This is a genomic window from Streptomyces sp. MP131-18, assembly GCF_001984575.1.
Lineage (GTDB): Bacteria > Actinomycetota > Actinomycetes > Streptomycetales > Streptomycetaceae > Streptomyces > Streptomyces johnsoniae.
The window spans coordinates 1,542,381-1,568,594 of record NZ_LZNS01000001.1 but is presented as its reverse complement, the minus strand read 5'-3'; the positions used below and the strand labels follow the sequence as shown (position 1 = coordinate 1,568,594).

General features: G+C 74.6%; 24 protein-coding genes and 2 pseudogenes. 11 read left to right on the top strand and 15 right to left on the bottom strand.

Features of this window, described 5'->3' with window-relative positions; all coding sequences use genetic code 11:
• Positions 1-4: 4 nt before the first annotated feature.
• The 4 genes from STBA_RS06870 to STBA_RS06855 form a co-directional block, all read right to left on the bottom strand.
• Positions 5-1,219: an acetyl-CoA C-acyltransferase gene (locus STBA_RS06870; protein WP_077058384.1), complete on the bottom strand. Its 1,215-nt coding sequence runs from the start codon at positions 1,217-1,219 to the stop codon at positions 5-7.
• A 136-nt stretch (positions 1,220-1,355) separates the two neighbouring features.
• Complete coding sequence (locus STBA_RS06865) at positions 1,356-2,618, bottom strand: HRDC domain-containing protein (RefSeq protein ID WP_077058383.1); 1,263 nt, start codon at positions 2,616-2,618, stop codon at positions 1,356-1,358.
• Positions 2,619-2,739: 121 nt separating this feature from the next.
• Positions 2,740-3,399: a response regulator transcription factor gene (locus tag STBA_RS06860; RefSeq protein WP_077058382.1), complete on the bottom strand. Its 660-nt coding sequence runs from the start codon at positions 3,397-3,399 to the stop codon at positions 2,740-2,742.
• Between the two features lie 176 nt (positions 3,400-3,575).
• Positions 3,576-4,166, bottom strand: coding sequence for a DUF3000 domain-containing protein (locus tag STBA_RS06855; RefSeq protein WP_077058381.1), 591 nt, complete (start codon positions 4,164-4,166; stop codon positions 3,576-3,578).
• A 145-nt stretch (positions 4,167-4,311) separates the two neighbouring features.
• On the opposite strand from STBA_RS06855, the pseudogene hemE reads away from it, so the two are divergent.
• A pseudogene (gene hemE, locus STBA_RS06850) lies at positions 4,312-5,334 on the top strand (uroporphyrinogen decarboxylase); the annotation flags it as partial.
• Here hemE and STBA_RS06845 read toward each other — a convergent pair.
• Positions 5,331-6,341 (bottom strand): DUF4349 domain-containing protein, encoded by a 1,011-nt coding sequence (locus tag STBA_RS06845; RefSeq protein WP_077063155.1) that lies wholly within the window; start codon positions 6,339-6,341, stop codon positions 5,331-5,333. The pseudogene hemE and the gene STBA_RS06845 sit on opposite strands and share 4 nt — an antisense overlap.
• Positions 6,342-6,469: 128 nt before the next feature.
• Between STBA_RS06845 and hemG the strand changes: the two genes are divergently transcribed.
• Both hemG and hemQ read left to right on the top strand, forming a co-directional pair.
• Positions 6,470-7,873 carry a protoporphyrinogen oxidase gene (gene hemG / locus STBA_RS06840; RefSeq protein WP_077058379.1) on the top strand — a complete coding sequence of 468 codons (1,404 nt, stop codon included), beginning with the start codon at positions 6,470-6,472 and terminating at the stop codon, positions 7,871-7,873.
• A 4-nt stretch (positions 7,874-7,877) separates the two neighbouring features.
• Entirely contained in the window at positions 7,878-8,588 is a 711-nt protein-coding gene (gene hemQ, locus STBA_RS06835) for a hydrogen peroxide-dependent heme synthase (RefSeq protein WP_077058378.1), read from the top strand.
• 68 nt (positions 8,589-8,656) lie between these two features.
• Here the strand turns inward: hemQ and STBA_RS06830 are convergent, their stop codons facing one another.
• From STBA_RS06830 to STBA_RS06820, 3 genes are read right to left on the bottom strand one after another with little or no spacing between them, the layout of a single operon-like run.
• Positions 8,657-12,040 carry a S8 family serine peptidase gene (locus STBA_RS06830; RefSeq protein WP_079251767.1) on the bottom strand — a complete coding sequence of 1,128 codons (3,384 nt, stop codon included), beginning with the start codon at positions 12,038-12,040 and terminating at the stop codon, positions 8,657-8,659.
• 54 nt (positions 12,041-12,094) lie between these two features.
• Entirely contained in the window at positions 12,095-12,715 is a 621-nt protein-coding gene (locus tag STBA_RS06825) for a hypothetical protein (protein ID WP_077058376.1), read from the bottom strand.
• Positions 12,712-13,224 carry a sigma-70 family RNA polymerase sigma factor gene (locus tag STBA_RS06820; protein ID WP_077058375.1) on the bottom strand — a complete coding sequence of 171 codons (513 nt, stop codon included), beginning with the start codon at positions 13,222-13,224 and terminating at the stop codon, positions 12,712-12,714. The genes STBA_RS06825 and STBA_RS06820 overlap by 4 nt, the downstream gene beginning before the upstream one ends.
• Before the next feature lie 327 nt (positions 13,225-13,551).
• On the opposite strand from STBA_RS06820, the gene STBA_RS06815 reads away from it, so the two are divergent.
• Together STBA_RS06815 and STBA_RS06810 are read left to right on the top strand one after the other, a co-directional pair.
• The gene (locus STBA_RS06815) at positions 13,552-14,367 is read left to right on the top strand and encodes an ATP-binding cassette domain-containing protein (RefSeq protein ID WP_077058374.1); all 816 of its coding nucleotides are present in this window, start codon (positions 13,552-13,554) and stop codon (positions 14,365-14,367) included.
• A gap of 5 nt (positions 14,368-14,372) precedes the next feature.
• Positions 14,373-15,041 (top strand): ABC transporter, encoded by a 669-nt coding sequence (locus STBA_RS06810; RefSeq protein ID WP_077063154.1) that lies wholly within the window; start codon positions 14,373-14,375, stop codon positions 15,039-15,041.
• 31 nt (positions 15,042-15,072) lie between these two features.
• On the opposite strand, the gene STBA_RS06805 is transcribed toward STBA_RS06810, so the two are convergent.
• Entirely contained in the window at positions 15,073-15,978 is a 906-nt protein-coding gene (locus tag STBA_RS06805) for a polyphosphate kinase 2 family protein (protein ID WP_077058373.1), read from the bottom strand.
• 47 nt (positions 15,979-16,025) lie between these two features.
• Entirely contained in the window at positions 16,026-17,123 is a 1,098-nt protein-coding gene (gene zapE, locus STBA_RS06800; protein ID WP_077058372.1) for a cell division protein ZapE, read from the bottom strand.
• A gap of 75 nt (positions 17,124-17,198) precedes the next feature.
• Between zapE and STBA_RS06795 the strand changes: the two genes are divergently transcribed.
• The 5 genes from STBA_RS06795 to STBA_RS06775 all read left to right on the top strand — a co-directional run bounded on the left by STBA_RS06795 (position 17,199) and on the right by STBA_RS06775 (position 21,207).
• A complete protein-coding gene (locus STBA_RS06795; protein ID WP_077058371.1) occupies positions 17,199-17,966 on the top strand; it encodes a pyrimidine reductase family protein in 768 nt (255 codons plus the stop codon).
• A 115-nt stretch (positions 17,967-18,081) separates the two neighbouring features.
• Positions 18,082-18,549 (top strand): indole-3-glycerol phosphate synthase, encoded by a 468-nt coding sequence (locus STBA_RS06790; RefSeq protein WP_077058370.1) that lies wholly within the window; start codon positions 18,082-18,084, stop codon positions 18,547-18,549.
• Positions 18,550-18,634: 85 nt separating this feature from the next.
• Entirely contained in the window at positions 18,635-20,029 is a 1,395-nt protein-coding gene (murC, locus tag STBA_RS06785; RefSeq protein ID WP_077058369.1) for a UDP-N-acetylmuramate--L-alanine ligase, read from the top strand.
• A 23-nt stretch (positions 20,030-20,052) separates the two neighbouring features.
• Positions 20,053-20,469, top strand: coding sequence for a peptide-methionine (R)-S-oxide reductase MsrB (gene msrB / locus STBA_RS06780; protein ID WP_077058368.1), 417 nt, complete (start codon positions 20,053-20,055; stop codon positions 20,467-20,469).
• 99 nt (positions 20,470-20,568) lie between these two features.
• Positions 20,569-21,207, top strand: a complete 639-nt coding sequence (locus STBA_RS06775; RefSeq protein ID WP_077063153.1) for a LysE family translocator — start codon at positions 20,569-20,571, stop codon at positions 21,205-21,207.
• 19 nt (positions 21,208-21,226) lie between these two features.
• On the opposite strand, the gene STBA_RS06770 is transcribed toward STBA_RS06775, so the two are convergent.
• The 4 genes from STBA_RS06770 to STBA_RS06755 all read right to left on the bottom strand — a co-directional run bounded on the left by STBA_RS06770 (position 21,227) and on the right by STBA_RS06755 (position 25,012).
• Positions 21,227-21,751, bottom strand: coding sequence for an SRPBCC family protein (locus tag STBA_RS06770; RefSeq protein ID WP_077058367.1), 525 nt, complete (start codon positions 21,749-21,751; stop codon positions 21,227-21,229).
• A 69-nt stretch (positions 21,752-21,820) separates the two neighbouring features.
• Positions 21,821-22,195: a metalloregulator ArsR/SmtB family transcription factor gene (locus STBA_RS06765; RefSeq protein WP_079252360.1), complete on the bottom strand. Its 375-nt coding sequence runs from the start codon at positions 22,193-22,195 to the stop codon at positions 21,821-21,823.
• A gap of 50 nt (positions 22,196-22,245) precedes the next feature.
• A complete protein-coding gene (treZ, locus tag STBA_RS06760) occupies positions 22,246-24,030 on the bottom strand; it encodes a malto-oligosyltrehalose trehalohydrolase (protein ID WP_077063152.1) in 1,785 nt (594 codons plus the stop codon).
• A 58-nt stretch (positions 24,031-24,088) separates the two neighbouring features.
• On the bottom strand, positions 24,089-25,012 hold the full coding sequence (locus STBA_RS06755) for a GNAT family N-acetyltransferase (protein ID WP_077058365.1): 924 nt from the start codon (positions 25,010-25,012) through the stop codon (positions 24,089-24,091).
• Positions 25,013-25,233: 221 nt separating this feature from the next.
• Here STBA_RS06755 and STBA_RS06750 point away from each other — a divergent pair, with 221 nt between their 5' ends.
• Positions 25,234-25,812 (top strand): DUF1707 and FHA domain-containing protein, encoded by a 579-nt coding sequence (locus tag STBA_RS06750; protein WP_077058364.1) that lies wholly within the window; start codon positions 25,234-25,236, stop codon positions 25,810-25,812.
• A gap of 173 nt (positions 25,813-25,985) precedes the next feature.
• Here STBA_RS06750 and STBA_RS37645 read toward each other — a convergent pair.
• Positions 25,986-26,214, bottom strand: a pseudogene (locus STBA_RS37645) (hypothetical protein); the annotation flags it as partial.

Here is a 26,214-nt window from a genome sequence, read left to right as displayed (position 1 = left end):
TCGCTCACCTGGACTCCCAGTGCGGGTTCTCCCAGACGACCGTCGCCCCCATGCCGAAGCCGACGCACATCGTCGTCAGCCCGTACCTGACCTGCGGGTGGTCTTCGAACTGGCGGGCGAGCTGCGCCATCAGCCGCACACCGGAGGACGCCAGCGGGTGGCCGAACGCGATGGCGCCGCCGTACTGATTCACCCGCGGGTCGTCGTCGGCGATGCCGTAGTGGTCGAGGAACGCGAGCACCTGCACCGCGAACGCCTCGTTGATCTCGAACAGGCCGATGTCCCCGATCGAAAGGCCCGCCTTGGCCAGTGCCTTCTCCGTCGCCGGCACGGGCCCGAACCCCATCACCTCGGGCTCGACCCCCGCGAACGCGTAGGAGACCAGCCGCATCTTGACCGGCAGATCCAGCTCCCGCGCGACGTCCTCCGCCGCGATGACCGACGCCGTCGCGCCGTCGTTGAGCCCCGCCGAGTTGCCCGCAGTGATCCGCCCGTGCGGCCGGAACGGGGTCTTCAGCGTGGCGAGCCCCTCCAGGGTCGTGCCCGGCCGCATCGGCTCGTCCGCGGTCGCCAGGCCCCAGCCGGTCTCCCCGGCGTCCGGGTTCCCGCGCCGCACCGCGACCGGCACCAGGTCGGACTGGATCTTCCCGTCGGCGTACGCCTTGGCCGCCTTCTCCTGGCTGCGCACCGCGTACTCGTCGGCGCGCGCCTTGGACAGGTGCGGAAAGCGGTCGTGCAGATTTTCCGCCGTCATGCCCATGAACAGGGCGGACTCGTCCACCAGCCGTTCGGAGACGAAACGCGGATTGGGGTCCACGGCCTCGCCCATCGGGTGACGGCCCATGTGCTCCACGCCGCCCGCGATGGCGATGTCGGCGGCGCCGAACGCGACCGCGCCCGCCGTCGTCGTCACGGCCGTCAGCGCGCCGGCACACATGCGGTCGATCGAGTAGCCGGGCACGCTCTTGGGCAGCCCGGCCAGGATCGCGGCGGTACGGCCCAGGGTCAGGCCCTGGTCGCCGATCTGGGTCGTGGCGGCGACCGCCACGTCGTCCACGCGGTCGGGCGGCAGCTGGGGATTGCGGCGCAGCAGCTCACGGATGCACTTGATGACCAGGTCGTCGGCGCGGGTCTCGTGGTAGATCCCCTTCGGACCTGCCTTGCCGAACGGGGTGCGAACGCCGTCAACGAAGACGACGTCCCTGACGGTACGCGGCACGATGGCTTCTCCTCCACGCCGAGAACAATGGGCCCCACCCATGCTACCCACCGGTAACCAGGTGGCAAGGCACGGACCTCGCCTCGTCACACCTCACACGGGCCCGTCCCCTCCGGTCACCTCGGCCGTGCGGGCCTCACGCCTCGGCGGCGAGCGCCTGCGCCAGCGAATCGCTGGTCCTCGCGATCTGCCACTCCCGCGCCCCGAGCGCCCGCAGCGCCCCGGCGATCGCCGCCGGCTCCCGGTCGGCAGGCGGCTCCCAGCACAGCCGGCGCACCACATCGGGGGCCAGCAGATTTTCCTGAGGGAGATTGAGCTCTTCCGCGTGGGCGGTCACCGCCGCCCGCGCCGCGGTGAGGCGGGCCGCGGCGGCCGGGTCCTTCTCCGGCCACGACCGCGGCGGTGGCGGCCCCGACACCTGCTGCCCCGGCTGCGGCAGCTCGGTCTCGGGCAGGGCTCTGGCCCGGTCGACGGCCGTCTGCCAATGCTGGAGCTGCCGGCGGCCCATCCGGTGCCCGAAGCCGTGCAGCCCGGCGAGCGCCCGCACGTCCACGGGAGCGGCCTGGGCCGCGGCGATGATCGCCGCGTCGCTGAGCACCTTGCCGGGTGAGAGGTCCCGCCGCTGGGCGACCTGATCCCGCGCCGTCCACAGCTCCCGCACGATCGCGAGCTGCCGGCGGCGGCGGACCTTGTGCACCCCCGAGGTGCGCCGCCAGGGGTCCTTGCGGGGCGGCGGCGGGGGAGCGGCGGCGATGGCGGCGAACTCCTCGAGCGCCCAGTCGAACTTGCCCTGCCGCGTCAGCTCCTCCTCCAGCGCGTCGCGCAGGTCCACCAGCAGCTCCACGTCCAGGGCCGCGTAGCGCAGCCACGGCTCGGGCAGCGGGCGGCTCGACCAGTCGACGGCGGAGTGCCCTTTCTCCAGGGAGTAGCCGAGCACCGTCTCCACCATCACGCCGAGGCCGACCCGGGCGAACCCGGCCAGCCGCCCGGCCAGCTCGGTGTCGAACAACCGGGTCGGCACCATGCCTATGTCCCGCAGACACGGCAGATCCTGGGTGGCGGCGTGCAGCACCCACTCCGTGACGGCCAGCTCCCCGCCGAGCGCTCCGAGATCGGGGCACGCCACCGGGTCGATCAGCGCGGTGCCCGCACCGGCCCTGCGCAACTGCACCAGATAGGCCCGCTGCCCGTACCGGTAGCCCGAGGCGCGCTCGGCGTCCACGGCGACGGGGCCGCTGCCCGCGGCGAACGCGGCGACGACACCGGCGAGGCTCTCCTCGTCCGCGACCACCGGCGGCACGCCCTCCCGCGGAGCCAGCAGAGGAACCGGCGCCGGGCCTGACGGCTCGGAGGGGGCGAGTCCTGGGTCTGCTGCGGCGGTCTGCTGGGCGTCGGTCACCTGTCAAGGGTAACTGTTCGGCTCATTCATGTGACCTGGGGTGACCCTGGGCTCACCGAGAGCGCGAAAGCCCCCGGCGCCTCGCGAATCGCGAGGCGCCGGGGGCGGGGGAGTCGGTGTATCAGTGGATGATGCCGGTGCGCAGGGCCACGGCGACCATGCCGGCCCGGTCACCGGTGCCCAGCTTGCGGGCGATGCGTGCGAGGTGGCTTTTGACGGTCAGGGCGGAAAGCCCCATGGAGACCCCGATGGCCTTGTTCGACTGGCCCTCCGCCACCAGTCGCAGGACCTCGACCTCGCGGCCCGACAGTTCGCGGAAGCCGCCCGGGTGCGCGGGGCCGCCCGGCTGGCGGCGGTGCATCCGGGCCGCGGCGCCGATGTGCGCGGCACCGTGCCGGGTGGGCGGGCCCAGATTGTTGCGGGTGCCGGTGACGACATAGCCCTTGACACCGCCGGCGAGCGCATTGCGCACCGCGCCGATGTCGTCGGCCGCCGACAGGGCGAGTCCGTTGGGCCAGCCCGCGGCCCTGGTCTCGGACAGCAGGGTCAGCCCCGAACCGTCGGGGAGATGAACGTCGGCTACGCAGATGTCGCGCGGGTTGGCGACTCGGGGGCGAGCCTCCGCGATGGACGACGCCTCGATCACATCCCGCACGCCGAGGGCCCACAGGTGGCGGGTCACGGTGGAACGGACCCGGGGGTCGGCCACGACGACCATGGCGGTGGGCTTGTTGGGGCGGTAGGCGACGAGGCTTGTGGGGTGCTCAAGAAGAACAGACACCGGGCCTCCCGGGGTGGGATGGGGGAAGGACGGATCAGACTCCTCGGGAGAAGTCGGGGCGATCCGGATGGAAGGGTCACTGGATCCTTCGGCAAGAAGTTGCGCCGCCTTTAGGAAATGATCACGAACCGGTGATTCGTCATCCCGGCCCCGCCCGGGACCGCCGGGTTCCCGCCTCAGACCGGGCGCGGTCCGCGGCGCCGCGGCAGCGCCGTCACGGCCGGGCCCGCAGTCTCCGGCGGAAGCCCGGCGCACTGCGCGAGCAGATCGCACCACGCCAGCAGGTGCCCGCCGGTGTCCTCCGGCCCGGCGGGCGTCCACGAGGCGCGCAGTTCGAGCTCGGCGCGCGCCGGACGGTCCGCCAGGCCCCCGAAGAAACTCGAACCGGCCCTGGTGACCGTCCCGTTCGGCTCCCAGTGGTCGAGTCCGCGGCCGTGCAGCGACTCCGTCAGCCAGGACCAGGCCACCTCGGGCAGCAGCGGATCGCTCGCCAGCTCGGGTTCGAGGTCGGCGCGGGCGAGGGTCACCACCCGGAAGTCGCCCCGCCAGCTCTCGTCACCCGCCGGGTCGTGCAGCAGGACGAACCGGCCGTCGGCCAGCTCCTCCCCGTCCACGGCGACCGTCGCCCCCAGCGCGTGCACGAACGGCGCCAGACGCCGCGGCGGCGGCAGCGGTGAAACCGCCACCTCGGTCCGCGGCCGCGCCGCGCCGAGCGCCGCGACCGCCTGCCGGAAGGCCGACGGCACCCCCGCACCGGGGTCAGTCATGTCTCCGGACTCCTCCGCCTGATCGGTACGAGACGCTGCCATGGCCGGTAACACTAGGGGGCCGTGTGCCGGGGGGCCGGTAGCCACACCCGTTCGTGACGGTCAATCCGCAGGGCGTGCGAGACTTCTCCGTGTGACAGTGACCGACTCCCCCTTCCTGCGGGCCTGCCGCCGCGAGCCGGTGCCGCACACGCCCGTGTGGTTCATGCGCCAGGCCGGGCGTTCGCTTCCCGAGTACCGCAAGGTGCGCGAGGGCATTCCCATGCTCGACTCGTGCATGCGGCCGGAGCTGGTCGCGGAGATCACCCTGCAACCGGTGCGCAGGCACCAGGTGGACGCCGCCGTCTACTTCAGCGACATCGTGGTGCCGCTCAAGGCCATCGGCGTCGACCTCGACATCAAGCCCGGCGTCGGCCCGGTCGTCGCCCGGCCCTTCCGCAGCCGAGCCGACCTCGACCGGCTGCGCCCGCTGGAGCCGGACGACGTGGCATACGTGACCGAGGCCATCGGCCTGGTCACGGCCGAGCTGGGCGCCACCCCGCTCATCGGGTTCGCCGGGGCGCCCTTCACCCTCGCCAGTTACCTGGTCGAGGGCGGCCCCTCGCGCAACCACGAGCACACCAAGGCCCTCATGTACGGCGACCCGCAGCTGTGGGCCGACCTGCTGGACCGGCTCGCCGGGATCACCGCGGCCTTCCTGAGCGTGCAGATCGAGGCCGGTGTCGCCGCGGTGCAGCTCTTCGATTCCTGGGTGGGGGCGCTGGCCCCGGCCGACTACCGGCGCGCCGTACTGCCCGCCTCGGCCAAGGTGTTCGAGGCGGTCGCCGGGCGCGGGGTGCCGCGCATCCACTTCGGCGTCGGCACCGGCGAGCTGCTCGGCCTCCTCGGCGAGGCGGGCGCGGACGTCGTCGGCGTCGACTGGCGGGTGCCGCTGGACGAGGCGGCCCGCCGGGTCGGCCCCGGCAAGGCACTCCAGGGCAACCTCGACCCCGCCGTCCTCTTCGCCCCGCGCGAGGCGGTCGAGGCACAGGCCGGACGGGTGCTGGACGCCGCGGCCGGGCTGCCGGGACACATCTTCAACCTGGGTCACGGGGTGCTCCCCGACACCGATCCCGACGCCCTGACCCGGCTGACCGCCTTCGTGCACGAGCGGAGCGCCCGTTCCTAGGGGCCCTGCGGCCCGGCACCGGGTGCCGGGCCCGGGGCGGCCGCGGGGGTGGTGGTGTGCCGCCGGGCGAGCCGGCCGGCGGCCAGGCGCCAGCCCAGCAGGATGAGCGCGATCAGCGCGAGGAACGGCAGCGCCGCGCTCAGCACGGCCGCGAGCCAGGTGAGCGAGGTGACGAACGCGTCCCAGCCGCCGCTCAGCCCGCCGAGCACGGAGGGCCCGGCCTCGTCCTCGTCCTCCTCCTCCCGCGCCGGCGCATCCGGCTCGCGCAGTTCGAGGGCGATCGTGGCCAGGCCGGTCCTGTCCCGCAGGGCCTCGAACTGGGACTGGAGCGACTCCAGATCGGCCTGCCGGGTGCTCAGCTCCGACTCGATGTCGACGATGTCGTCGATCGACCCGGCCTGTTCGAGCAGCCTTCTGATCCGCTCGACGCTCTCCTCCTGGGTCGCGATGCGGCTCTCCACGTCCACGACCTGATCGGTGACGTCCTCGGTGGTCACCTCGCGGTGCTCCAGCTCGCCGAGCCCGGACACGTCCGCGAGCAGTTCCTCGTAACGGTCGGCCGGCACCTTCAGGGTGACGTGCGAGGTCTCGCTGCCCGCCGCGTCCCGTTCCGTGTTCTCGCCGGCGACGTAGCCGCCGGCCGCGGCGGCGAGGTCCACGGCGCGGTCGTACTGCCCTGCCACGTCCTCGGTGGCGACGACGACCCGCGCGGTGCGTATCAGGTGCGCCTGCACCACGGCGGGGTCCGAGGCCGCCCTGGCCGGTGCCTCGTCCCCCTCCGCCCCCTCCGCCGCCTCCCCGGCGCCCGGCGCTTCCGCCGCGGAACCGTCGTCCTGCCCGGGCTCGGCGCCGGCCTCCTGCTCCGGCGCCATGTCCGCCGCCGCTTCGCCGCCGCCCCCGTCGTCCGTGCCGGACGAGGTGCACGCGCTGAGCGCGAACAGCGCCGCCACGGGCAGGGCGGCGAGTGCCGCGGCGCGTCTCGCGCGCCGCCCCGGTCGTTCGTGCATGGCCACGACCCCCTCAACTCAAGTTCTCAAGGCGCCGGTTGGACGGGGCCGGGGGCAGCCGGGTTGCGGTGGCCGGTTCCGATGAGGTCACGCGCAGGACTCGGTTGGGAGTCTGGAAGAGTGGACCCATGCATGTGATCGTCGTCGGCGGCGGGATTTCCGGCCTGGCTGCCGCTCACCGGCTGCTGGCCGCCGGGCTCCGCGTCACCGTGATCGAGGGTTCGGAGCGCTTCGGCGGCAAGCTGCGGGCGGGACGGGTCGCCGGCCTCCGCGTCGACCTGGGGGCCGAGTCGATCCTCGCCCGGCGCCCCGAGGGCATCGAGCTGGCGCGGGCCGTCGGGCTCGGCGAGGCACTTCACCCGCCGGCGCTCGCCGGCGCCGCGATCTGGACCAGAGGCGCCCTGCGGCCCATGCCGCAGAGCCAGGTGATGGGCGTGCCCTCGACGGCCGCCGCGCTGGCCGGGGTGCTCTCCGACGCCGGGCTCGCTCAGATCGCCCGCGACACCGAGCTGCCGCCGCTGCACATCGGCGAGGACGCCGCCGTCGGCACCCTCGTCGCCGAACGCATGGGCCACGAGGTCGTGGACCGGCTGGTCGAGCCGCTGCTCGGCGGCGTCTACGCGGGGGACGCCTACCGGATCTCGCTGCGCTCCGCCGTGCCCAAGCTGTACGAGGCGGCGCGCGAGCACGACTCGCTGCTCGCCGCCGTCCGCGCCCTCCAGCGGCAGCCCACGGATCGCGCGCCGGGCGGGCCGGTGTTCACCGGCATCGAGGGCGGCGTCGCCACGCTGGCCGAGGCCGTGGCCGAGGACTGCCGCAGCAAGGGCGCGGGCATGGAGACCGGCGTGGCCGTCACCGGGCTGCGCCGCACCGCACGCGGCTGGGCCGCGGCGCTGGACGACGGCCGTTCGCTGGTCGCGGACGGTGTGGTGCTGGCCGTGCCCGCGGGGGCCGCGGGCCGGCTGCTCGCGGCCGAGGCCCCGGCCGCCGCCGGGGAGCTGGCGGCCGTCGAGTACGCCTCCATGGCCATCGTCACGCTTGCCTTCCGCCGCGCGGACCTGGCCAGGCTGCCGCGCGGCAGCGGCTTCCTGGTGCCGGCCGTGGACGGCCGCACCATCAAGGCCGCCACGTTCACCAGCGGCAAGTGGGACTGGGCGGCGGCGGCCGATCCCGACCTCTTCCTGCTGCGCGCGTCCATCGGCCGCCACGGCGAGGAGGGCCCGCTCGGCTGGGAGGACGCGGACCTGGTGCACGCCGCGCTGGGCGACCTCGGCGAGGCGGCGGGCCTGTCCGGGGAGCCTGTCGGCTCCGAGGTCACGCGCTGGTTCGGGGCCCTGCCGCAGTACACCGTCGGGCACCACGCCCGCGTGGCGCGGGTCCGCAGCTACCTGTCCGGCGTTCCCGGGCTCGCCCTGTGCGGCGCGGCGTACGACGGCGTCGGCATCCCCGCCTGCATCGCCGGCGCGACGCAGGCCGTCGGCGAGCTGCTGATGACCCTGCCGACCGGGCCGCGGGACGAGGCAGGAGAATAGCCGCATGACCGCTGAAGCAGAAAAGTCCGTGGGCAAGCGCGCCAAGGAGCTGAACGACACCATCCGTTACACGCTGTGGTCGGTCTTCCGGCTGCGCGACGTGCTGCCGGACGACCGTGCCGGGTATGCCGACGAGGTGACGGAGCTTTTCGCGCAGCTGGCCGCCAAGGACGTCACGGTGCGCGGCACCTACGACGTGTCGGGGCTGCGGGCCGACGCCGACGTGATGATCTGGTGGCACGCGGCGACCGCGGACGCGCTCCAGGAGGCGTACAACCGCTTCCGCCGTACCCGCCTGGGCCGGGCCCTGGCACCGGTGTGGTCCAATATGGCGCTGCACCGCCCAGCCGAGTTCAACAAAGCGCACATCCCGGCGTTCCTGGCCGACGAGACGCCGCGGAACTACGTGAGCGTCTACCCGTTCGTTCGCTCTTACGAGTGGTACCTGCTGCCCGACGAGGACCGGCGGACGATGCTCGCCGACCACGGCCGGATGGCCCGCGGCTACCCGGACGTCCGGGCGAACACCGTGGCTTCGTTCTCCCTCGGTGACTACGAGTGGATTCTCGCCTTCGAGGCCGACGAACTGCACCGCATCGTCGACCTCATGCGGCACCTGCGCGGCTCGGAGGCCAGGCGCCACGTCCGCGAGGAGGTCCCCTTCTTCACCGGCCGCCGCAAACCGGTCGCCGAGCTGGTCGCCCAGCTGGCCTGACGTGCGACCGGGCCGCGCGCCGCACCCCCGGCGGAGGGGGAGCGGTGCGCGGCCCGGCGTCTGCCGGCTCAGCGCGCGGCGATCTCGTAGCTGCGGATCACCGTCTGGTCCAGGGCCGTGCCGTCCTCGGTGGTCACCGAGGCCCGCAGCGAGACGAATCCGTCGCCGGGCGGGTGGACGACCTCGGCGACGTGTCCTGCGCCGTCGGCGGTCACCGCCAGCGGCTGCCAGGTCTCGCCGTCGTCGAACGACGCCTGGAGGGCGAGGTCCGCCACCGGGGCCGGCGCGTTGCCCTGCCAGCCGTCGAGGCCGAGCCGCAGACTGAACGGCTCACCGGCGGGGGCCCGGTTCTCCAGGTCGAACGCGCCGTCGATGCGCAGCGTCGGCAGCGGCAGAACCCCTTGGTCCCCGTTCTGGCCGGGGGCCTGCGAGACGAAGGACCAGCGGGCGTTGACCTCGGTGGGGCCCGAGGACCGGCCGGTGTCCCGGGCGGCGGCCAACTCCAGCTGGTAGTCCGCCGTTTCCTGTGGCACGTCGAAGAAGCCCAGCGTGCCCTCGGCCGACCCGATCTCCTGCCCCTCGCTGCTGAGAGTGATGCGTTCCGTCGTCCAGTCCGAGGTGCCGGTGCCCATCGTGTTTGTGCCGGGGGCCGAACCGACGGCGGCGTCCACGTTGAGGAGCAGCAGCTGCTCGCTCCGGTTGGCGGCGAACACCGCGGGGCCCACGGCCGCCTTTCCCCACTCCCGCACGTGGTGCCCGCCCGCTTCGTAGCTCTCGGGCAGCAAGGCGGTTTCCGCCGACGTCGCCGCTTCGCCCGGGGGGTGGCGGAGCAGGTGCGACTGCCAGGCGATGGGATCGCCGTCCGGCAGCGTCGCCGACAGCATGCGGGTCGTGGTCCCGGGCACCGGGCCGGTGGGGGCCGGCGGGAACGTCAGAGTGCCGCCCTCGCCCCACTCCGGCAACGCCACCGCGCGTTCCCAGCTGCCTTCGAGGCCGGTGTCCCGGGCGCCGTGGACCCGGGTCTCGACCGCGGCGAGGTCGCCGTCGGCGACCTCGTAGGTGAGGTCGTCCGGGATGCCCTCGTTCTCGACGAACGCCAGGTCGTAGCCGTTCGGGCCGCCGGGGGCCGGGGAAGGCTCCGTGAGGGACTTGAGGTAGTAGAAGGACATCCGTCCTTCCGCCGGCGGCCCCACGGGCACGGCGTACAGCTCGGCACCGTCGGCATCCGCGGGCAATTCGAGGCCGTAGGCGCCGGAGGCGAACAGGGCGCCGATCCGGGCGCCGTCCGGGACGGCCGTCCGGCTGTCGACCGTGGCGTCGACCCTGGTGCCCTCCCTGGCGTCCGCGGTCAGCCGCCGGTCGCTGCCGACGGCCGTCTCGGGTCCGAGGACGAGGGTGATGCTGCGCGGCGCGTCGTCCGAGGCGGGGGTGAGGACGCCGGTCATCATCCGGTACCGCCCCGCGGGCACGCGGGCGGTGAACGCGCCGTCCGCCGGTTCGGTGGGAATGATGACCTCGCGCCGGTCGAGGTCGATGAGCGCGGGGGCGTTGGTCAGGCCGGCCGGGTCGGTGACCGGCTGTCCGGCCCGGTCCACGATGTCGACGGTGACGTCGTAGGACTCCTCCTCGGCGGTCACGCCGACCGTCGTGCCCACGACCACCTCGCCGTTCTCGGAGACCGCCGTGAGCCACCCGGTGTAGGTGCCGGCGGCGGCGAGCGTGCCGTCGATCAGCAGCGCCACGTCCGCGGTGCCCCGCGCGGGCACGGTCACCTCGGGCACCGCCGGGCGCAGCAGCCCTTCCGGCGCGGGCCGACCGCGGCCGTCGGCCGCGGTGACCGAAAGCCGCAGGGTGACGGGCCGGTCGGCCTCGTTGCGGTAGGTGACCGCCTCCTCGGCGGCGCCCCAGGGCCAGGTGAGCAGGGCCGCGACGCCGGGCGAGGCGGTGACGCCCTGCGTGACGGCGCGTCCCACGTCGAGGCGCCCGGCGCCCTGCGCGTAGGCGTCGGCATCCTGGGTGCGCAGCGCCGCGTTCATCAGGGCGCCCTTCAGCTGGCCGGCCTGCCGGTCCGGGTCGTGTTCCAGGAGCAGCGCGGCGGCCCCCGCCGCGTGCGGGGTCGCCATCGACGTTCCCGTCAGGGACGTGTACCGGCCGCCGGGGCCTTCGCCCGTTCCGGTGCCTTCGGCCCGGGCCGCCACGATGGCCTCGCCGGGTGCGGTGATGTCGGGCTTCAGCCGTCCGGAACGGGTCGGCCCGCGGCCGGAGAACTCGCTGACCTCGTCCCCGCGGCCGACGCTGCCCACGGTGAGCGCCTGGGCGGCGGCCGCGGGCGAGGCGATGATCCCCTCGTTGCCGGCCGCGACGACGAACAGGGCGCCGGTCTCCTCCGTGAGGCGGTCGACGGCTTGCGAGAGCGGATCGGTGCCGTCGGAGACCGAGCCGCCGCCGAGGCTCAGGTTGACGATGTCCGCGCCCTCGGCGGTCGCCCACTCCATGCCGGCGATGACCTGGGAGGTGCTGCCCGACCCGTCGTCGCCGAGCACCTTGCCGTTCAGCAGGTCCGCGCCCGGGGCCACGCCGGTGTGGGTCCCGCCGGACGCGGCGCCGGAACCGGCCAGAATGGACGCGACGTGGGTGCCGTGGCCGACGAGGTCCTTCGTTCCGCCTGGGCTGCCGGTGAAGTCCTGTTCGGCGGTGACCGCTTCGGCGAGGTCCGGATGTGTGCTGTCGATGCCGGTGTCCAGGACGGCGACCGTCACGCCCTCGCCCGTCAGCCCGGCCTCGTGCGCCGTGTCGGCGCCGATCTGCGGCACGCTGTGGTCGAGGGCGGCGCGGACGGGGGCATCGAGCCAGATGCCGTCGATGCCGGTGGCGAGCGTGGCGGCGGAGGCCCCGTCCGGCTCGGCGGCCTCCGTGACGGCCGACCAGAAGCGCCCCGGCTGCTCCTTGTCCACGGCGATCGCCGATCCGCCCGCCGACGGCAGGGCGCGGATCATCTCGGCGCCCTCGGTGGCCGCCGCGTTCGCCGTGCGGTCCCCGCGGTGGGTGACGATCAGCGGCGTAGTGGTGCCCTGGACGTCGTCGAGGCCGTCCGCGATCAGCCGGTCGACGTCGAACAGGGCCTCGTCCAGGCGTTTTTCGGCGATCAGGGGCCAGGCGTCCGAGGGCACGACGGCGATGTCCTCCCCGGTGACGCGGACGTCGAAGGTGACGTCGGGGGCGCGGCCCTCGGCGGCCTCGACGTGCACCGTGGGCGAGCCGCCGTTCCGGTGGGGCGTCACCGCGACCCGGTCCCCGGTGACGAGGGTCACCGTCACCGGGACGGTGGCCGCGGCGGCGGAGCCCGTCGCGGCGCCGCCGCCCGGCCCGGGGGCCGCGCCGGCGGGCCCGCCGGCGGCGAGGGCCGCCGCGGCGGCGGCCACCGCCGCGGTCAGGCGTCTGTGTGTACGCATGCTTCTCCTTTACTGGGGGTGGAGCAGGGCGTGGGGCCGGCCCGCGCAGGCGTGCTACCAGGGCAGCGGGGACGGCACGCAGGTCGGCAGTGCGTCGCGGTCGGCCAGGCGCAGCCCGGTGACGGCGATCGTGGCGCCGTAGCCCGAGGTGTCCGCCGGATCGCGGGGCGTGGCCCGGTCCAGGGCGACGAGCAGCGTGTGCCCCGGCGGCAGCCGGTCCGGGTGCAGCCGGAACAGGAAAGGGTCGCTCCAGTCCCCGTTCTCGACCGCGTCGCGGACCAGGGCCGGATCGGTCAGGCCGTCCACGGTCGGGCAGCCCTCGGTGATGAACGCGGCGGCGATACCGGCGGACCGCAGCCGGGCGACCAGCTCGCCCTGCGGTTCCGGGTCCATGGCCGCTTCCCGCACGATGTCGACGGGGGCGGCCCGGCCGCTGGGCGCGGCGGGCGCGAGCGGCCGTTCCGAGCCGCCGGCGCCGTCCCCGCCGGGCACGGTCGGGAGCAGCGCAAGGGCCAGCGCGGCGACGGTGCCGGCCGCGGCCGGCACCCGCAGGCGACGGCGGTGGCGCAGCGTTCTGGCACGCCGCACGATGCCGTCGAGCGGCGGCGGTGGCGGCACGGGCACGGTGGTGATCGCCCTGGCCAGGCCGGGGTCGTCGGGGTGCGGTGAGTTCATCGTTCCTCCCGGCCGGCCGGCGAAGCCGCGCTGTACGTGGTGTCGAGGGTGTGGGCGAGCGTCTTGCGGGCCTTGCTGAGCGTGGCCGCCACCGTGCCGCGCGACACGTGCAGCTCCGCCGCGATCTCCGCCTCCGGCAGGTCGAGCACGTATCTCAGCGCGACCATGTGGCGCATGCGCGGCGGCAGCGCGGCGACCGCGGTCCATAGCGCGTCGTCGGGCGCGTCGGGCGCGTCGACCTGTGCCTGCCGCGCGGCGAGGCGTTGCACCGTGCGGCGCTCGAGGCGCCCTCTGCGCCAGCGGGAACGCACTTCGTTCACCGCGACCCGGTGGAGCCACGCCGCGGGGTTGTCGGCCTCGGCGGCGGCGGGCCATCCGGCGAGCGCACGGGCGAACGACTCGGCCACCGCCTCCTCGGCGAGATCCCGGTCGCCGATGGTCAGCGCCACCGTCCTGTACACCCGCGGCCACAGCGCCGCGTACCAGTCCGCGAACTCGGTTTCGCGCATCGTCCTCCTCGGCCCGTCCCGACGGTGACGTGACGTTCGAGGACCGCGAAATGTTGAGTCCCGCGCGAAAAAAATCCGGACGGGCCCGGCCGGAGCGAGCCGCGGCCACGTCCGGCGCGTGCCTGGTGCGCCGCACCGGCAGCACATGCCCTGCCGCGATGCGCGGCCTGCCGGTCGACGCCCGGCAGATTCCCGATACCGGCCGCCGGCCGATAGCCGTCCCCAAATGCCGTAGGCTCGCCCGCCCTTGGACCGGTACGCGCGCGGAACGCCGCTCCGGCTCCCGGCCCGGCCCCCTTCGCCGCGCCGTCGGATACGGTCGTCGGAATGAGGCTCCAAGGGGTCGGCCGCCGTTACGGGCCGCGAGGGCGGTGGGTGCTGCGCGATGTCGGACTTCACGTTCCGCCGGGGGCGTTGCTGCGCATCGAGGGCGCGAACGGCTGCGGCAAGTCGACCTTGCTGCGCCTGGTCGCCGGGGCCGACGCGCCGAGTCGCGGCCGGATCACCGGGCGCCCGCGGCGCGTGGCCTACGTGCCCGACCGCTTCCCGCCCGCGCTGCCGCTGACGGCCCTCGGCTACCTCACCCGCCTCGGCCGCATCCACGGCCTCGGCCGGCGGGGCGCCGCGGCGGCCGCCGACGCCTGGCTGGCCCGCTTCGCGGCCGAGGAGCACGCCGGAACGCCGCTGCGCGAGCTGTCCAAGGGCAGCTGCCAGAAGGTGGCCGTCGCCCAGGCGTTCCTGGCCGGTCCGGAGCTGCTGGTACTGGACGAGGCGTGGACGGGCCTCGACCGGCAGGCGCGGCGCGTGCTCGACGAGGCCGTCGCGGAACGCGTGGCCGCGGGCGCGCGCGTCGTCGTCGTGGATCACTCCCCGGCGCGCCCGGCCGGGGTGGGCGCCCGGGTGTACCGCGTCGAGGACGGGCGGCTGTGCGACGCCCCCGCGGCCGGGCGCGAGACGCTGGTCCGGGCCGTGGGCCCGCCGGGGGCCGTGCCGCCGGACGGCCTGCCCGGCGCGCCGCGCTGGCGGCGGGACGCGGGCGGCTACGCACTGACGGTGCCCGCCGAGCACTCCGACGAGCTGCTTCGCGCGCTGCTCGGTGCTCAACCTCCCTGGCACATCGAGAGGTTGGAGACCCGGCCGTGACCGTGCTGCTGGCGCTGACGCGCTATCAGTCCGCCCTGCTGCTGCGTTCGCACCGCTGGCTCCCGCCGCTGCTGCTGTACGCGGTGCTGCTCGGCGTCGGCGTGCGCGCGGGGGAGCCGGTGCTCGACGGGCTCGGCTTCGCCGCCGCGGCCCTGCTGCCGTCCGCCGCGTGGCTGGTGCGGGTCTGCGTCACGGTGGAGCCCCCGGCCGCCCGCGACTGCGTCACCGCCGCGGCCGGCGGCGCCCGCGCCCACCTGGCGAGCGTGCTGGCCGCGCTGCTCGCCTCGCTGGTGCTCGGCTGCGCCGCCGCCGGCGCGGTGCTGCTGGCCGGGGACGCGCACGCGACGGACCGGGCCACCGAGATCCCGCTCCCGCAGGCCGCGGGGGCCGGGCTGCTCGCCGTGCTCGCCTGCGCCCTGGTCGGCACGGCGATCGGCGTGGCGGCCAACCGCCCGCTGCTGCGCAGCCCCGCCTGGTCGGTGCCGGTGACGGCGCTGGCCGCCGTGGCGCTGCTCGCGGCGAGCGCTTCCCCTGCCAACGCGGCGGTGAGCAGCCTGGTCGCCGGCTCCCGGGACGGCAGCGCCCCGTGGCCGCTGTGGCCCTGCGCCGCGGCCCTGCTGGTCGCGGCGGCCGTCGTCGCGCCGGTCTGCCTGGCCGCCAGGCGTCGCGGGTAGCGCGCGGTCGGCGCCGCCGTGGCCGCGCGCCTCATTCGGCGAGCAGGCGGGCGCGGGTCCTTTCGGCGTCGAAGGTGCCGGACGGGTACTGGGGATCGAGCTGTTCGAACGTTTCCAGCAGGAGCCGGCTCACCGCCCAGTTGCGGTACCACTTGCGGTCGGCCGGCACCACGTACCAGGGCGCGGCGGCGGACGAACAGTGGCCGAGTGCTGCGGCGTACGCCTCCTGGTAGTCGGGCCACCGCGCCCGTTCCGTGAGGTCGTCGGGGCTGAACTTCCAGTGCTTGCGCGGCCGGTCGAGGCGCGCGAGCAGCCGTTCGCGCTGCTCCTCGAAGCCGATGTGCAGGAACACCTTGACGAAGGTGACCCCGTCGTCGGCCAGCATCTGCTCCCAGGCGTTGATCTCCCGGTAGCGGCGCTGCCACACCGGCTCGGGCACCAGCCCGTGCACGCGGGGTACGAGCACGTCCTCGTAGTGCGAACGGTCGAAGATACCGACCTCGCCCGCCTGCGGCAGGCTCCGGTCCACCCGCCACAGGAAGTGGTGTGCGCGCTCGGCCTCGGTCGGCGCCTTGAACGCGCGGATGCGGCAGCCGGCCGGGTTGAAGTGCCCGACGACGTGCTTGACCGTGCCGCCCTTGCCCGAGGTGTCCATGCCCTGGAGAACGAGCAGCAGGCGGCGCCGGTCCCCGGCCGTGCCCGCCGCGTACAGCCGCTCCTGGAGCCGGGCCAGGCGGCGCCCGAGGGCGGCGGTATTGGCGGCGGCTCGCTGCTTCCTGTCCTTCTTCTCCTTCTCCCGTTCCTTCTCCTCGGCTTTTCCGCCGTCGAAGCCCGGGGTGGTGTCCGTCGGCAGGGCGGCCAGATCGGCGGGCCCGCCGACCGGCAGGCGGAGCAGGTCGCGGACGGACGGCTGGTCGGTGTGCGGCTGGGTCCCCATCCCCCGATGATGGTCCCGGCCCCCGAACGGCGCCACCCGGGCGGGACTTACGCTCCCGGAACCCGGCCGGACGGCTCCGCCGCGTCGCGCGCCAGGGCCGTCAGCCGCGAGACGGCGCGGAAGTACTTCTTGCGGTACCCGCCGTTCAGCATCTCCTCGCCGAACAGCTGGTCGAACGGCACGCCCGCGGCGAGCACCGGTATCTCGCGGTCGTAGAGCCGGTCCGCGAGCACGACGAGGCGCAGCGCCGTGGCCTGGTCCCGCACCGGCCGCACGCCGGTGAGGCAGACCGCGCTCAGGCCGTCGCACAGCGCGCCGTAGCGGCTGGGGTGGACGCGGGCGAGGTGGTCGAGCAGCGCGGGGAAGTCGTCGAGGGAGGCGCCGGGCAGCGCGTGCGCGACGCGGACCACCTCGCCGGCCGGCGGCGGGGCGGGCGCCTCGGGCAGGCCGCGGTGCCGGTAGTCCTCGCCGTCGATGCGCAGCGGGCGGAAGTGCGCGGCCAGGCCCTGGATTTCGCGCAGGAAGTCGGCCGCGGCGAAACGGCCCTCGCCCAGCCGGCCAGGCAGCGTGTTGGACGTGGCGGCCAGTGCGACGCCCTCGGTGACCAGCCGGCCGAGCAGGGAGGAGACCAGCACCGTGTCGCCCGGGTCGTCCAGCTCGAACTCGTCGATGCACAGGAGCCGGTGGCCACCGAGCGTGCGCACCGCCTGCTGGAAGCCGAGCGCCCCGGCCAGGTTGGTCAGCTCGACGAAGGTGCAGAACGCCTTGGCCCGTGGCGGCGCGGGCGCCGCGTGCCACAGGGAGGCCAGCAGGTGCGTCTTGCCGACGCCGAAGCCGCCGTCGAGATACACCCCGCGCGGCTCGGGCGCGGGGCGGGCCCGTGTGCGCCGCGGCCACAGACCGCGGCGCACACGGTCACCGGCGGGGGCGCCGCCGAGCCCGGCCGCGAACTCGTCCAGCGCCTTGACGGCCGCGCGCTGGCTCGGCTGCGCCGGGTCGGGAACGTAGGTGTCGAAGCGCACCCCGTCGAAGCGCGGCGGCGGCACCAGGTCGGTCACCAGGCGCTCGGCCGGCACGCGCGGATCGCGGGCGGTGAGGGCGGCGGGGGCCGGCCCGCCGGGCCGCGGGGTGCTGCTCGTGGACACAATCTCCCAGTCTACGCGGCGGCCGGTGCCCCGGCCGACGGGCCGGGAGCGCGCCCGTATGCCACACTGCGCCCCATGCGACGCCTGTTCCCCCCGACCGCAGACGGCACCGATGGCGAGTGGGACCTGCTCGAACTGGCCGACGCCTACGCCTATCCGGCGGACGGTTCGTGGCTGCGGGCCAACATGGTCTCCTCGGCGGACGGTGCCGCGCACCACGGCGGGCGTTCCAAGCCGCTCTCGGGACCGGCCGACATGCGGGTGTTCGGGGTGCTGCGCGCCCTGGCCGACGTGGTGATCGTCGGCGCCGAGACCGTGCGCGAGGAGCGCTACCGGCCCGCGCGCCGGCGCGAGGAGTTCGCCGAGCGCCGGCGCGCGGGCGGGCAGACGACCGTTCCCGCCATCGCGGTCGTCAGCGCGAGTCTGCACCTCGACTTCTCGCTGCCGCTGTTCACCGAGCCCGTGGTGCCCACGCTCGTGCTCACCGGTGCCGCGGCTCCCCGCGCCGGTCTCGCCGCCGCGGCGGAGGCGGGGGTGCAGGTGGTCACGGCGGGGGAGGGGTCGGGCGTCGACCCGCGGCGACTCAAACCGGAGCTGGCGGCCCGGGGTTTCACGCGGCTGCTCACCGAGGGCGGCCCGCGCCTGCTGGGGCAGCTGGCGTCGGCGGGCGTGGTCGACGAGCTGTGTCTGACCACCTCGCCGCGGATCACGGTGGGCACCGCGCCCCGGGTGATGAGCGGCCCGGAGTCCGGTGTTCCGCAGGAGTTCGAGCTGACCGGCGTGTTGGAGGACTCCGGCTTTCTCCTCAGCCGGTACCGCAGGGTCCGACAATCTGCGGAATGACATGTTCCGCTTATCCTGGTGTGGGCAGCCTTAAAGGCGCAACGTCCCGTGCGCCTACGGGGAAGGATGGTTTCTGCCGGGGTACGCGGGACCCGGCCCGACGAAGGGCGTTCCGATGATCACGACCGTTCTCATGATCGAGAAGCCCCTGGTGCCCACGGACGTCGAGCTCGTCACCACCCTGCACGAGGGAGAGCGGCAGACCTTCGTGGTCCTGATGCAGCCGCGGGGCGATCAGGACCGGCTGCTGCGCGCGCTGGACGACGTCGCGCTGGGCGAGCTGGGGGACGCGGTGCGGGAGGGCGAGGAGCCGGAGGGCGAGGATGCGTTCCGGCCGGCGAAACTGGCGCTCGACCACTCCGTGCAGGCACTGCGCGAGGCGGGGGCCGAGGCCGTCGGCCGGCTCATCGAGGACCACCCACTCGAACTGCTGTCCTCCGTGGTGCGGGAGACCGGCGCGGACGAGGTCGTCGTGCTGACCGCCCCGCACTTCGTGGAGGAGCTGTTCCACCGCGACTGGGCCTCCCGGGCAAGGCACAAGGTCGGGGTCCCGGTCCTCAAGCTGTTCGCCCACGCGGAATGACCGCGTCGCCGCCCGGCCGGGACCGGAACGGGCGGCGCCGGGTGCAACAATCGGGAGGCCACGCCTCGACCAGGGAGACTTCACCATGACACCGGCGATCCCGCCCGCGATGGACCGGCCGCACTTCATCGGCATCGGGGGAGCGGGCATGTCGGGGATCGCCAAGATTCTGGCCGGCCGTGGAGCACGCGTCGCGGGCAGCGACGCCCGGGAGTCCGGCACGGCCGCCGCGCTGCGCGCCCTCGGCGCGGAGGTGCACATCGGACACGCCGCCGGTCACCTGGCGGCTGACGCGAGCTGCGTGGTGGTCTCGAGCGCCATCCGCGCGGACAATCCGGAGCTGGCCGAGGCCGCCAGGCGCGGCATCCCGGCCGTGCACCGCTCCGAGGCGCTGGCCGCGCTCATGACCGGCCTGCGGACGGTCGCGGTGGCCGGGACGCACGGCAAGACCACGACCACCTCGATGCTCGCCGTGGCCCTGACCCACCTCGGCCTGTCCCCGACCTACGCCATCGGCGGCGACCTGGACGTGCCCGGGTCGAACGCGGAGTCCGGCACGGGGGACTTGTTCATCGCCGAGGCCGACGAGAGCGACCGCAGCTTTCACCGCTACCGGCCCGAGGTCGCGGTGATCCTCAACGTCGAGCTGGACCACCACGCCAACTACGCCTCGATGGACGAGATCTACGAGTCCTTCGAGATCTTCGCCGACCGCGTCGAGCCGGGCGGCACGCTGGTCATCAACGCGGACCAGGAGGGCGCGCGCAAGCTCACCGCCACCCTCGCCGGGCGCCGCGGGCTGCGGATCGTCACCTACGGCGATGCCCAGGACGCGGACTTCCGCGTGGTCCGCATCGTCCCCGACCGCCTGACCAGCGACGTCACCGTCGCGTTCGACGGCGGGGAGCTGACGTTCCGGGTCGCCGTGCCGGGCCGGCACTACGCGCACAATGCGGTCGCCGCGCTGGCCGCCGGCGTGGCCGCGGGCGTGCCCGCGCCCGCACTGGCGCGCGCGCTCGGCGCGTACACCGGCGTGCGTCGCCGGCTCCAGCCCAAGGGCGAGGCGAACGGGGTGCTGGTGATCGACTCCTATGCGCACCACCCCACGGAGATGGCCGCCGACCTGGAGGCGATCCGCGGTGGTGCGGCCGGGGGGCGAGTGCTCGTCGTCTTCCAGCCGCACCTGTTCAGCCGCACGAAGGAGCTGGCGGACGAGATGGGCGCGGCACTCGCGCGGGCCGACGCCTGCCTGGTCCTCGACATCTACCCGGCGCGCGAGGACCCCATCCCCGGGGTGACGAGTGCTCTCATCGTGGCTGCGGCCCGCACGCGGGGGGCCGAGGTTCTCGCGGTGGCCGAGCAGGACGCCGTGCCCGGTGCCGTCGCGGGAATCGCGCGGCCGGGTGATCTCGTTCTCACCATGGGCGCGGGCGACGTCACCGAGCTCGGCCCGAAGATCCTCGCCCGGCTCGCCGGGTGAAGGAGGAGACAAGGAGCAAAGCCATGGCATACAAGGTCGAGAAGACGGACGAGCAGTGGCGCGACCAGCTCAGCGACGAGGAGTACCGCGTCCTGCGGCAGGCGGGCACCGAGCCGGCGTTCACGGGTGAGTACACCGACACCAAGACCGTCGGCGTGTACAACTGCCGGGCCTGCGGTACCGAGCTGTTCCGCTCCGACGAGAAGTTCGAGTCGCACTGCGGCTGGCCCTCGTTCTTCGACCCGGCCGGCACCGACGCCGTCGAGACCAGGACCGACAACTCCCTGCCGGGCCGCCCGCGGACCGAGGTGCTGTGCGCGACCTGCGGCTCGCACCTCGGCCACGTCTTCGCGGGCGAGGGCTATGACACCCCCACCGACCTGCGGTACTGCATCAACTCCATCGCCATCAGCCTGGCCCCCGCGGACCAGGACTCCTGACCTGGCCGTGGCCGGTTCACCGGGCCGGCCACGCCCTCGGACCGCCCGGCGCACAAAAGCAGTGGAGGACTGCGCCGGGCGCGCATCAGGATGGCGCGCATGTGGAGCACACTCCCGGCGTTCCTCGGCGCCTGCCTGCTGATCGCCATGTCTCCCGGCCCCAGCACGGTGCTGATCATCCGCAATTCGCTGCGCAGCCGCAGGGCGGGCATGCTCACCGTGCTGGGGAACGAGAGCGGCGTCCTCCTGTGGGGAATCTTCGCCGCGTTCGGCCTGACCGCCGTGCTCGACGCCTCGGAGATCGCCTACGACGTGCTGCGTGCCGTCGGCGCCGTCGTACTCGTCGGCTTCGGCGTCCAGACCCTGCGCGCGGCCCGCCGATCAAGCCGCGCCGGGCTCGCGGACGCGATCCCCGACGGGGCCGCGGCGGGCGGCGCGCGCGACTACCGGGCCGGGCTGCTGCTGAACCTCGCCAACCCCAAGGCCGGCATCTTCGCCCTGGCCTTCCTGCCGCAGTTCGTGCCGCAGTCGGTGCCCGAGGGCGCCCCGCACCTCACGGCGATGGTGGCCCTCGCCGCGCTGTGGGCCGTGTTCGAGGTCGGCTACTACGCCCTCTACGTCTGGGGCGTGGACCGGATGCGCACCCTGCTCTCTCGGCCGGGCGTGCGCCGGCGCCTGGAGCAGGTCTCCGGCGGCGTACTGATCCTGCTCGGCATCAGGCTCGCCGTCGAGTCCTGACCGCCCCGCGCCCGCCGGCTCAGCCCTCGCCGAACAGACCGGTGTACTCGGCGTGCAGCGGCTCCCAGCCGTGCGCGCGGGCCTCCTCGCCGACCGCGCGCGGCAGGTCGAGCCCGGCCAGCACGCCGGTGAGCGCGGCCAGGCAGAGGTGCCAGCCGGCCGCGTAGCCGGGGGCCTGGGGCCGGTCGGCGAAGGTGTGGACGAAGCGCAGCAGCGTGCCGCCGCCGGTCGGCGTCAGCTCGAAGCGCAGCTCGTCCTCGTCCCAGGTGAACACGAGCAGCCGCGGCGGCTGGACCGTGCGGACCTCGCCGCGCGGTGCCTGCTCCTGCCCGGGGCTCTCGGGCAGCTCGACCGGCCCCGGCGCGTCGAGGTCGCGGTCCGGCACGAAGGGCGCCCACCGGGGGATCTGGCCGGCCTCGGTGATCGCGGCCCACACCTCCTCGACGGGATGGTCGAGTTCGCGGTCGAGGCTGAGGGACCAGCGGCCGTCGGCGGCCCGGCCGAGCGCGCCCTGAACCGGTTGCTGGGGGAGTGAGTCCGTCATGGTGCCTTCCTGGTGCCCTGGGCGCCGGGACGCGCCGCGCCCCGTGCTGTTCCGTGCTGTTCCGTCCTGTCAGCGGTCGGCCTCCGCGCCGTCCGCGTCCGTCTCGGCCTCTGTCTCGGTCTCTGTCTCGGACTCGCGGTGCGCCCTTCGGCGGTCGAGGTGCTCCTCCAGCGCGTCGAAGTGCCGGACCCACCGCTCCCGGTAGGGCCGCAGCCACTCCTCGACGTCGCGCAGCGGCACGTCGGTCAGCCGGTAGACGCGCCGCCGGCCCTCCACACCGGCCTCGACCAGGCCCGCCTCGCGCAGCACCCGCAGGTGCTTCGAGACGTTCGGCTGGGAGAGGCCGAGGGCCCGGACGATCTCGCCCACGTCCCTGGGGGCCTGCCGCAGCAGGTCCAGGATGCGCCGGCGCGTGTCGTCCGCGAGTACCGCGAATCCGTCCACCACCCGAGTATTACTCTTCGGGCATATAACCGCAAGCGCATATGACCTGGCTACTCCGCGCGCGCCAGGACGGCCGCGGACTCCGGCGGCAGGTCGAGACGGCCACCGGGGCCCGGCGGCGCGCAGCGGTGCGTCGCGGCAAGCAGTTCGAAGCCGCCGGGACCGAGGTCCGCGGTGGCGGGGGCGTCGCGCGAGAAGTTCAGCGCCACCGTCAGCGGGCCGCTGTGCACCACCAGCCAGCCCGCGGCCTCGTCGAACGCCGCTGCCACGTCCGCGAGCCGCAGCCCGGCCGGCAGATGCTCGCGCCGGATGGCGATCAGGCTCCGGTGCCACTCCAGCCGTGCCGCCTCGCCGGGCCGCTCCGGGCGCACCGCCTGCCACGCGCGCTCCGGGTCCTCGGGCCACGGCAGGCAGGAACGTTCCCGCGTCGCCGGGTCCTGCGGATCGGGAATGTCCCCGGCCGCCCAGCCGTGCGCCTCGAACTCCCGGCGGCGGCCGGTCCGCACCGCCTCGGCGAGCGCCGGGTCCCGGTGGTCGGTGAAGTACTGCCAGGGGCTGGTCGCCCCCCACTCCTCGCCCATGAACAGCATCGGCGTGAACGGCCCGCACAGCACGAGCGCCGCGGCCAGCGCGGAACGGTCCTCGCCCGCGAGCGACGTCAACCGGTCGCCCAGCGCCCGGTTCCCGATCTGATCGTGCGTCTGCGCATAGCCCACCAGCCGGTGCGCCGGCGTCGCGGCGCGGTCCAGCGGTCGCCCGTGACTGCGGCCCCTGAACGCCGAATACCCGCCGGCGTGGAAGAAGCCGCCGGTCACGGTGGCCGCGAGCGCGGCCAGCGGGGCGCGCGCGAAGTCCGCGTAGTAGCCCTGTGACTCCCCCGTCAGCGCGGTGTGCAGCGCGTGGTGGAAGTCGTCGTTCCACTGCCCGTGCAGTCCGAGGCCGCCCGCCTCGCGCGGCGCCGTGGTGCGCGGATCGTTCCGGTCGGACTCGGCGATCAGGAACAGCGGCCTGCCGCTCTCCGCGGCCAGCGCGTCGACCGCCGCGGACAGCTCGGCCAGCATGTGCTCGGCCCGGTCGTCGGCCAGCTCGTGCACCGCATCGAGCCGCAGCCCGTCCAGCCGGTAGTCGCGCAGGAACGCCAGCGCGCTGCCGATGAAGTACGCGCGCACCTCGTCGGAGCCCGGCGCGTCCAGATTGACGGCGGAACCCCACGGCGTGTGGTGCCGGTCGGTGAAGTACGGGCCGAACTCGGTCAGCCGGTTGCCCGAGGGGCCCAGGTGGTTGTGCACCACGTCGAGGACGACCCCCAGGCCGTGCCCGTGCGCCGTCTCGACGAAGCGCTGGAGCCCCTCCGGGCCGCCGTACGGCTCGTGCACCCCCCAGGGCGCCACCCCGTCGTAGCCCCAGCCGTGCAGCCCGGGAAACGGGTTCACCGGCATCAGTTCGACGTGGGTGACGCCGAGCGCGGCGAGGTGGCCGAGCCGCGCCGCAGCCGCGTCGAACGTTCCCTCGCACGTGAACGTCCCGACGTGCAGCTCGTACAGCACGGCGCCGTCGAGGCCGCGCCCAGGCCACGGCTGCCGCCACTCGAACGTGTCCAGGTCGGTCACCGCGCCCGGCCGCTCCGGCCCGTCCGGCAGCCGCCGGGCGCGGGGGTCGGGCAGTACCTCCCCGTCGTCGAGCGCGAAGCCGTAACGGTCGCCGGGCCGCGCCTCCGCCTCGGCCCGCCACCAGCCCTCCCGTGCCTCGTGCGGATCGGGAGCCATGGCGATGGGCCGGCCTGACAGCTGGAGCGTGACGCGCCGGGCCCGCGGGGCCCAAACCTCGAAGAGCATGGACACCATGCTCCGTGCCGGGGCGGCGGAATGGCCAGACCGCCGCCCCGGCGTGTGGTTACGGCGCGGACATGCAGAACCTGATCTGCGTCACCGGATAGCCCGCCCGGGTGAACGCCGCCGCCATCGGGGCGTTCCCCAGGTCCGTGGCCGCTTCGATTCTTCCGGCGCCCTCGGCCGCCAGCGCGTGCGTGCACTCCACCAGCAGGTCGTAGCCGTAGCCGTGACCGCGCTGCTCAGGCACGACGCCGATGAAGCCGACCACCGGCGTCGTCTGGTTGCGCGCCGGGACCTCGATGCCGACGAGGTCACCGCCCGGCGTCCAGGCCAGCCGCCACCAGTCGCGCGGCGAGGGACACCAGTGGAAGAAGTCCAGCTCGTCCTGCGCCGCCAGCGCGATGCCGCCCTGTTCCACCGCGCGCAGTGCGTGCGCGTCCAGGGTGCTGCTGTGCACGCGCCGCAGCACCTCCAGGATCACCGCGTCGTCCGGCTCGGGCCGGAACTCGAGCCGCCCCGGGCGCTCCGGCAGCCCGCAGGCGGGCGTCCACGTATAGCGGTAACGCTCGACCAGCGGCCGGTAACCGGCCTCCCGCGCGGCGTCGATCCGTGCCTCCGCCGCCGCGCGCACGGCCGAGTCGGCCCGCCACTCCGGCGGCAGGATCAGCTCGAAATCCGCACGCAGCGGCGTCCGTCGGAGCAGTTGCACGGCGGCGGCCCGGTCGGTGAAGTCGAACCAGTCCAGTGCGATCGGCGCCGCGTCCTCGGGCCCGCCCCAGAACGCGGCCCGTGCGACGACCTCGCCGCCGCGCAGCGCGACCCACGTCCACTCGGGCCGGTAGGCACCGCCGGAGGCGAGCGTCCCGTACCTGTCGTGCGGGGGACCGAGCAGCGGACGGCCGACGAGCCCGGGGGCGGGCAGGGACGTGAAAACCTCGCGCGCCTCGTCCTCGGCGAGCGCGCGAATGACCAGATCAGTGGTCATGAAAGTCCTTCCGGAAGCGTGACACGCCTCCGGTCAGCCCGGAAGACGCCCGGCGGAGGGGCGGCGGAAGCGCGCACGGGTGAAAACACCTGTCGTGATGTCGGACATGACGCGCCTCCTTCCTCAACTCATGGGCGTGCGCTCACAGTAGATCGCCGGAGCCGACCGTGTCCACCGCTGCGTGCCTGGACAGGCGCGCTGCGCGTCGCGAGAATTCCGGTATGACGTTCGTCGAGCACAGCGCCTTTCCGCCGCGTATATCGGACGCGGACCGGGAGCGCGCGCTCGACGTGCTCCGCGAAAGCATGGTCGAAGGTCGGGTGTCCCAGGACACCTTCCTGCGCCGCGTCGAGCTGATCATGGCGGCCCGGCTGCCGACCGACCTGTCCGCGGTGCTCCGCGATCTGCCGGACCGCGCGCCCGCCGCCGCGCCGCGGACCGGCTGGGTGGCCGACTCGTTCACCAGGCTCGTGACGTTCCCCGGGCGGATGCGGCTGGCCTGGGAGTCGCGCCGGCTGCCGGAGCTGGTGCTGCCCGCCCGCGGTCGCGGCCCGCTGCTGATCGGCCGCGTGCCCGGTTCCGGGCTCAGGCTCAACGACGCGAGCGTCTCGCGGCAGCACGCCGTGCTGACCGGCGCCGGTCAGGGCTGGCTGCTGCGCGATCTGGGCTCGGCCAACGGCACGTGGGTCAACGGGCGCCGGGTCGCGGACAGCGCGCCGGTCGGCCCGGGGGACCATGTCAGGTTCGGTGCCGTGGCGTTCCGCCTGGCGGCCCTCACCGAGGGCCCCTACGGCGCCTGAACGTTTCGCCGGGCGTTGCGGGCGTTGCGGGCGTTGCGGGCGCTGCGGCCGCGCGCGGGCGTTGGTTGGGGGCGCGTGGCCGTGCGGCGCTGCGCGCGGGAAGCCGGTCTGCCGCCCTAGCGGGGGCTGGGAGGTGGGGCGGCAGACCGGAGTTCCGGTGGGGCCGGGTGGGCTCAGCCCAGCAGCAGTCCGTTCACGGACCGCACGACCGAGGCGACGACGGGCGAGACCTCGCCCGGGGCGCCGTGCCCGGCGTGGGCGTCGTGCCCGGCGTGGGCGTCGTGCCCGGCGTGGGCGTCGTGCCCGGTGTGCGTGCTCAACTCCTCGCTCACGTGCGGGGCGTTCTCGGACTCGAACGCCTCGGCCGCCGCCTCCGACTCCGCGATCCCGGCGTCAGTGACA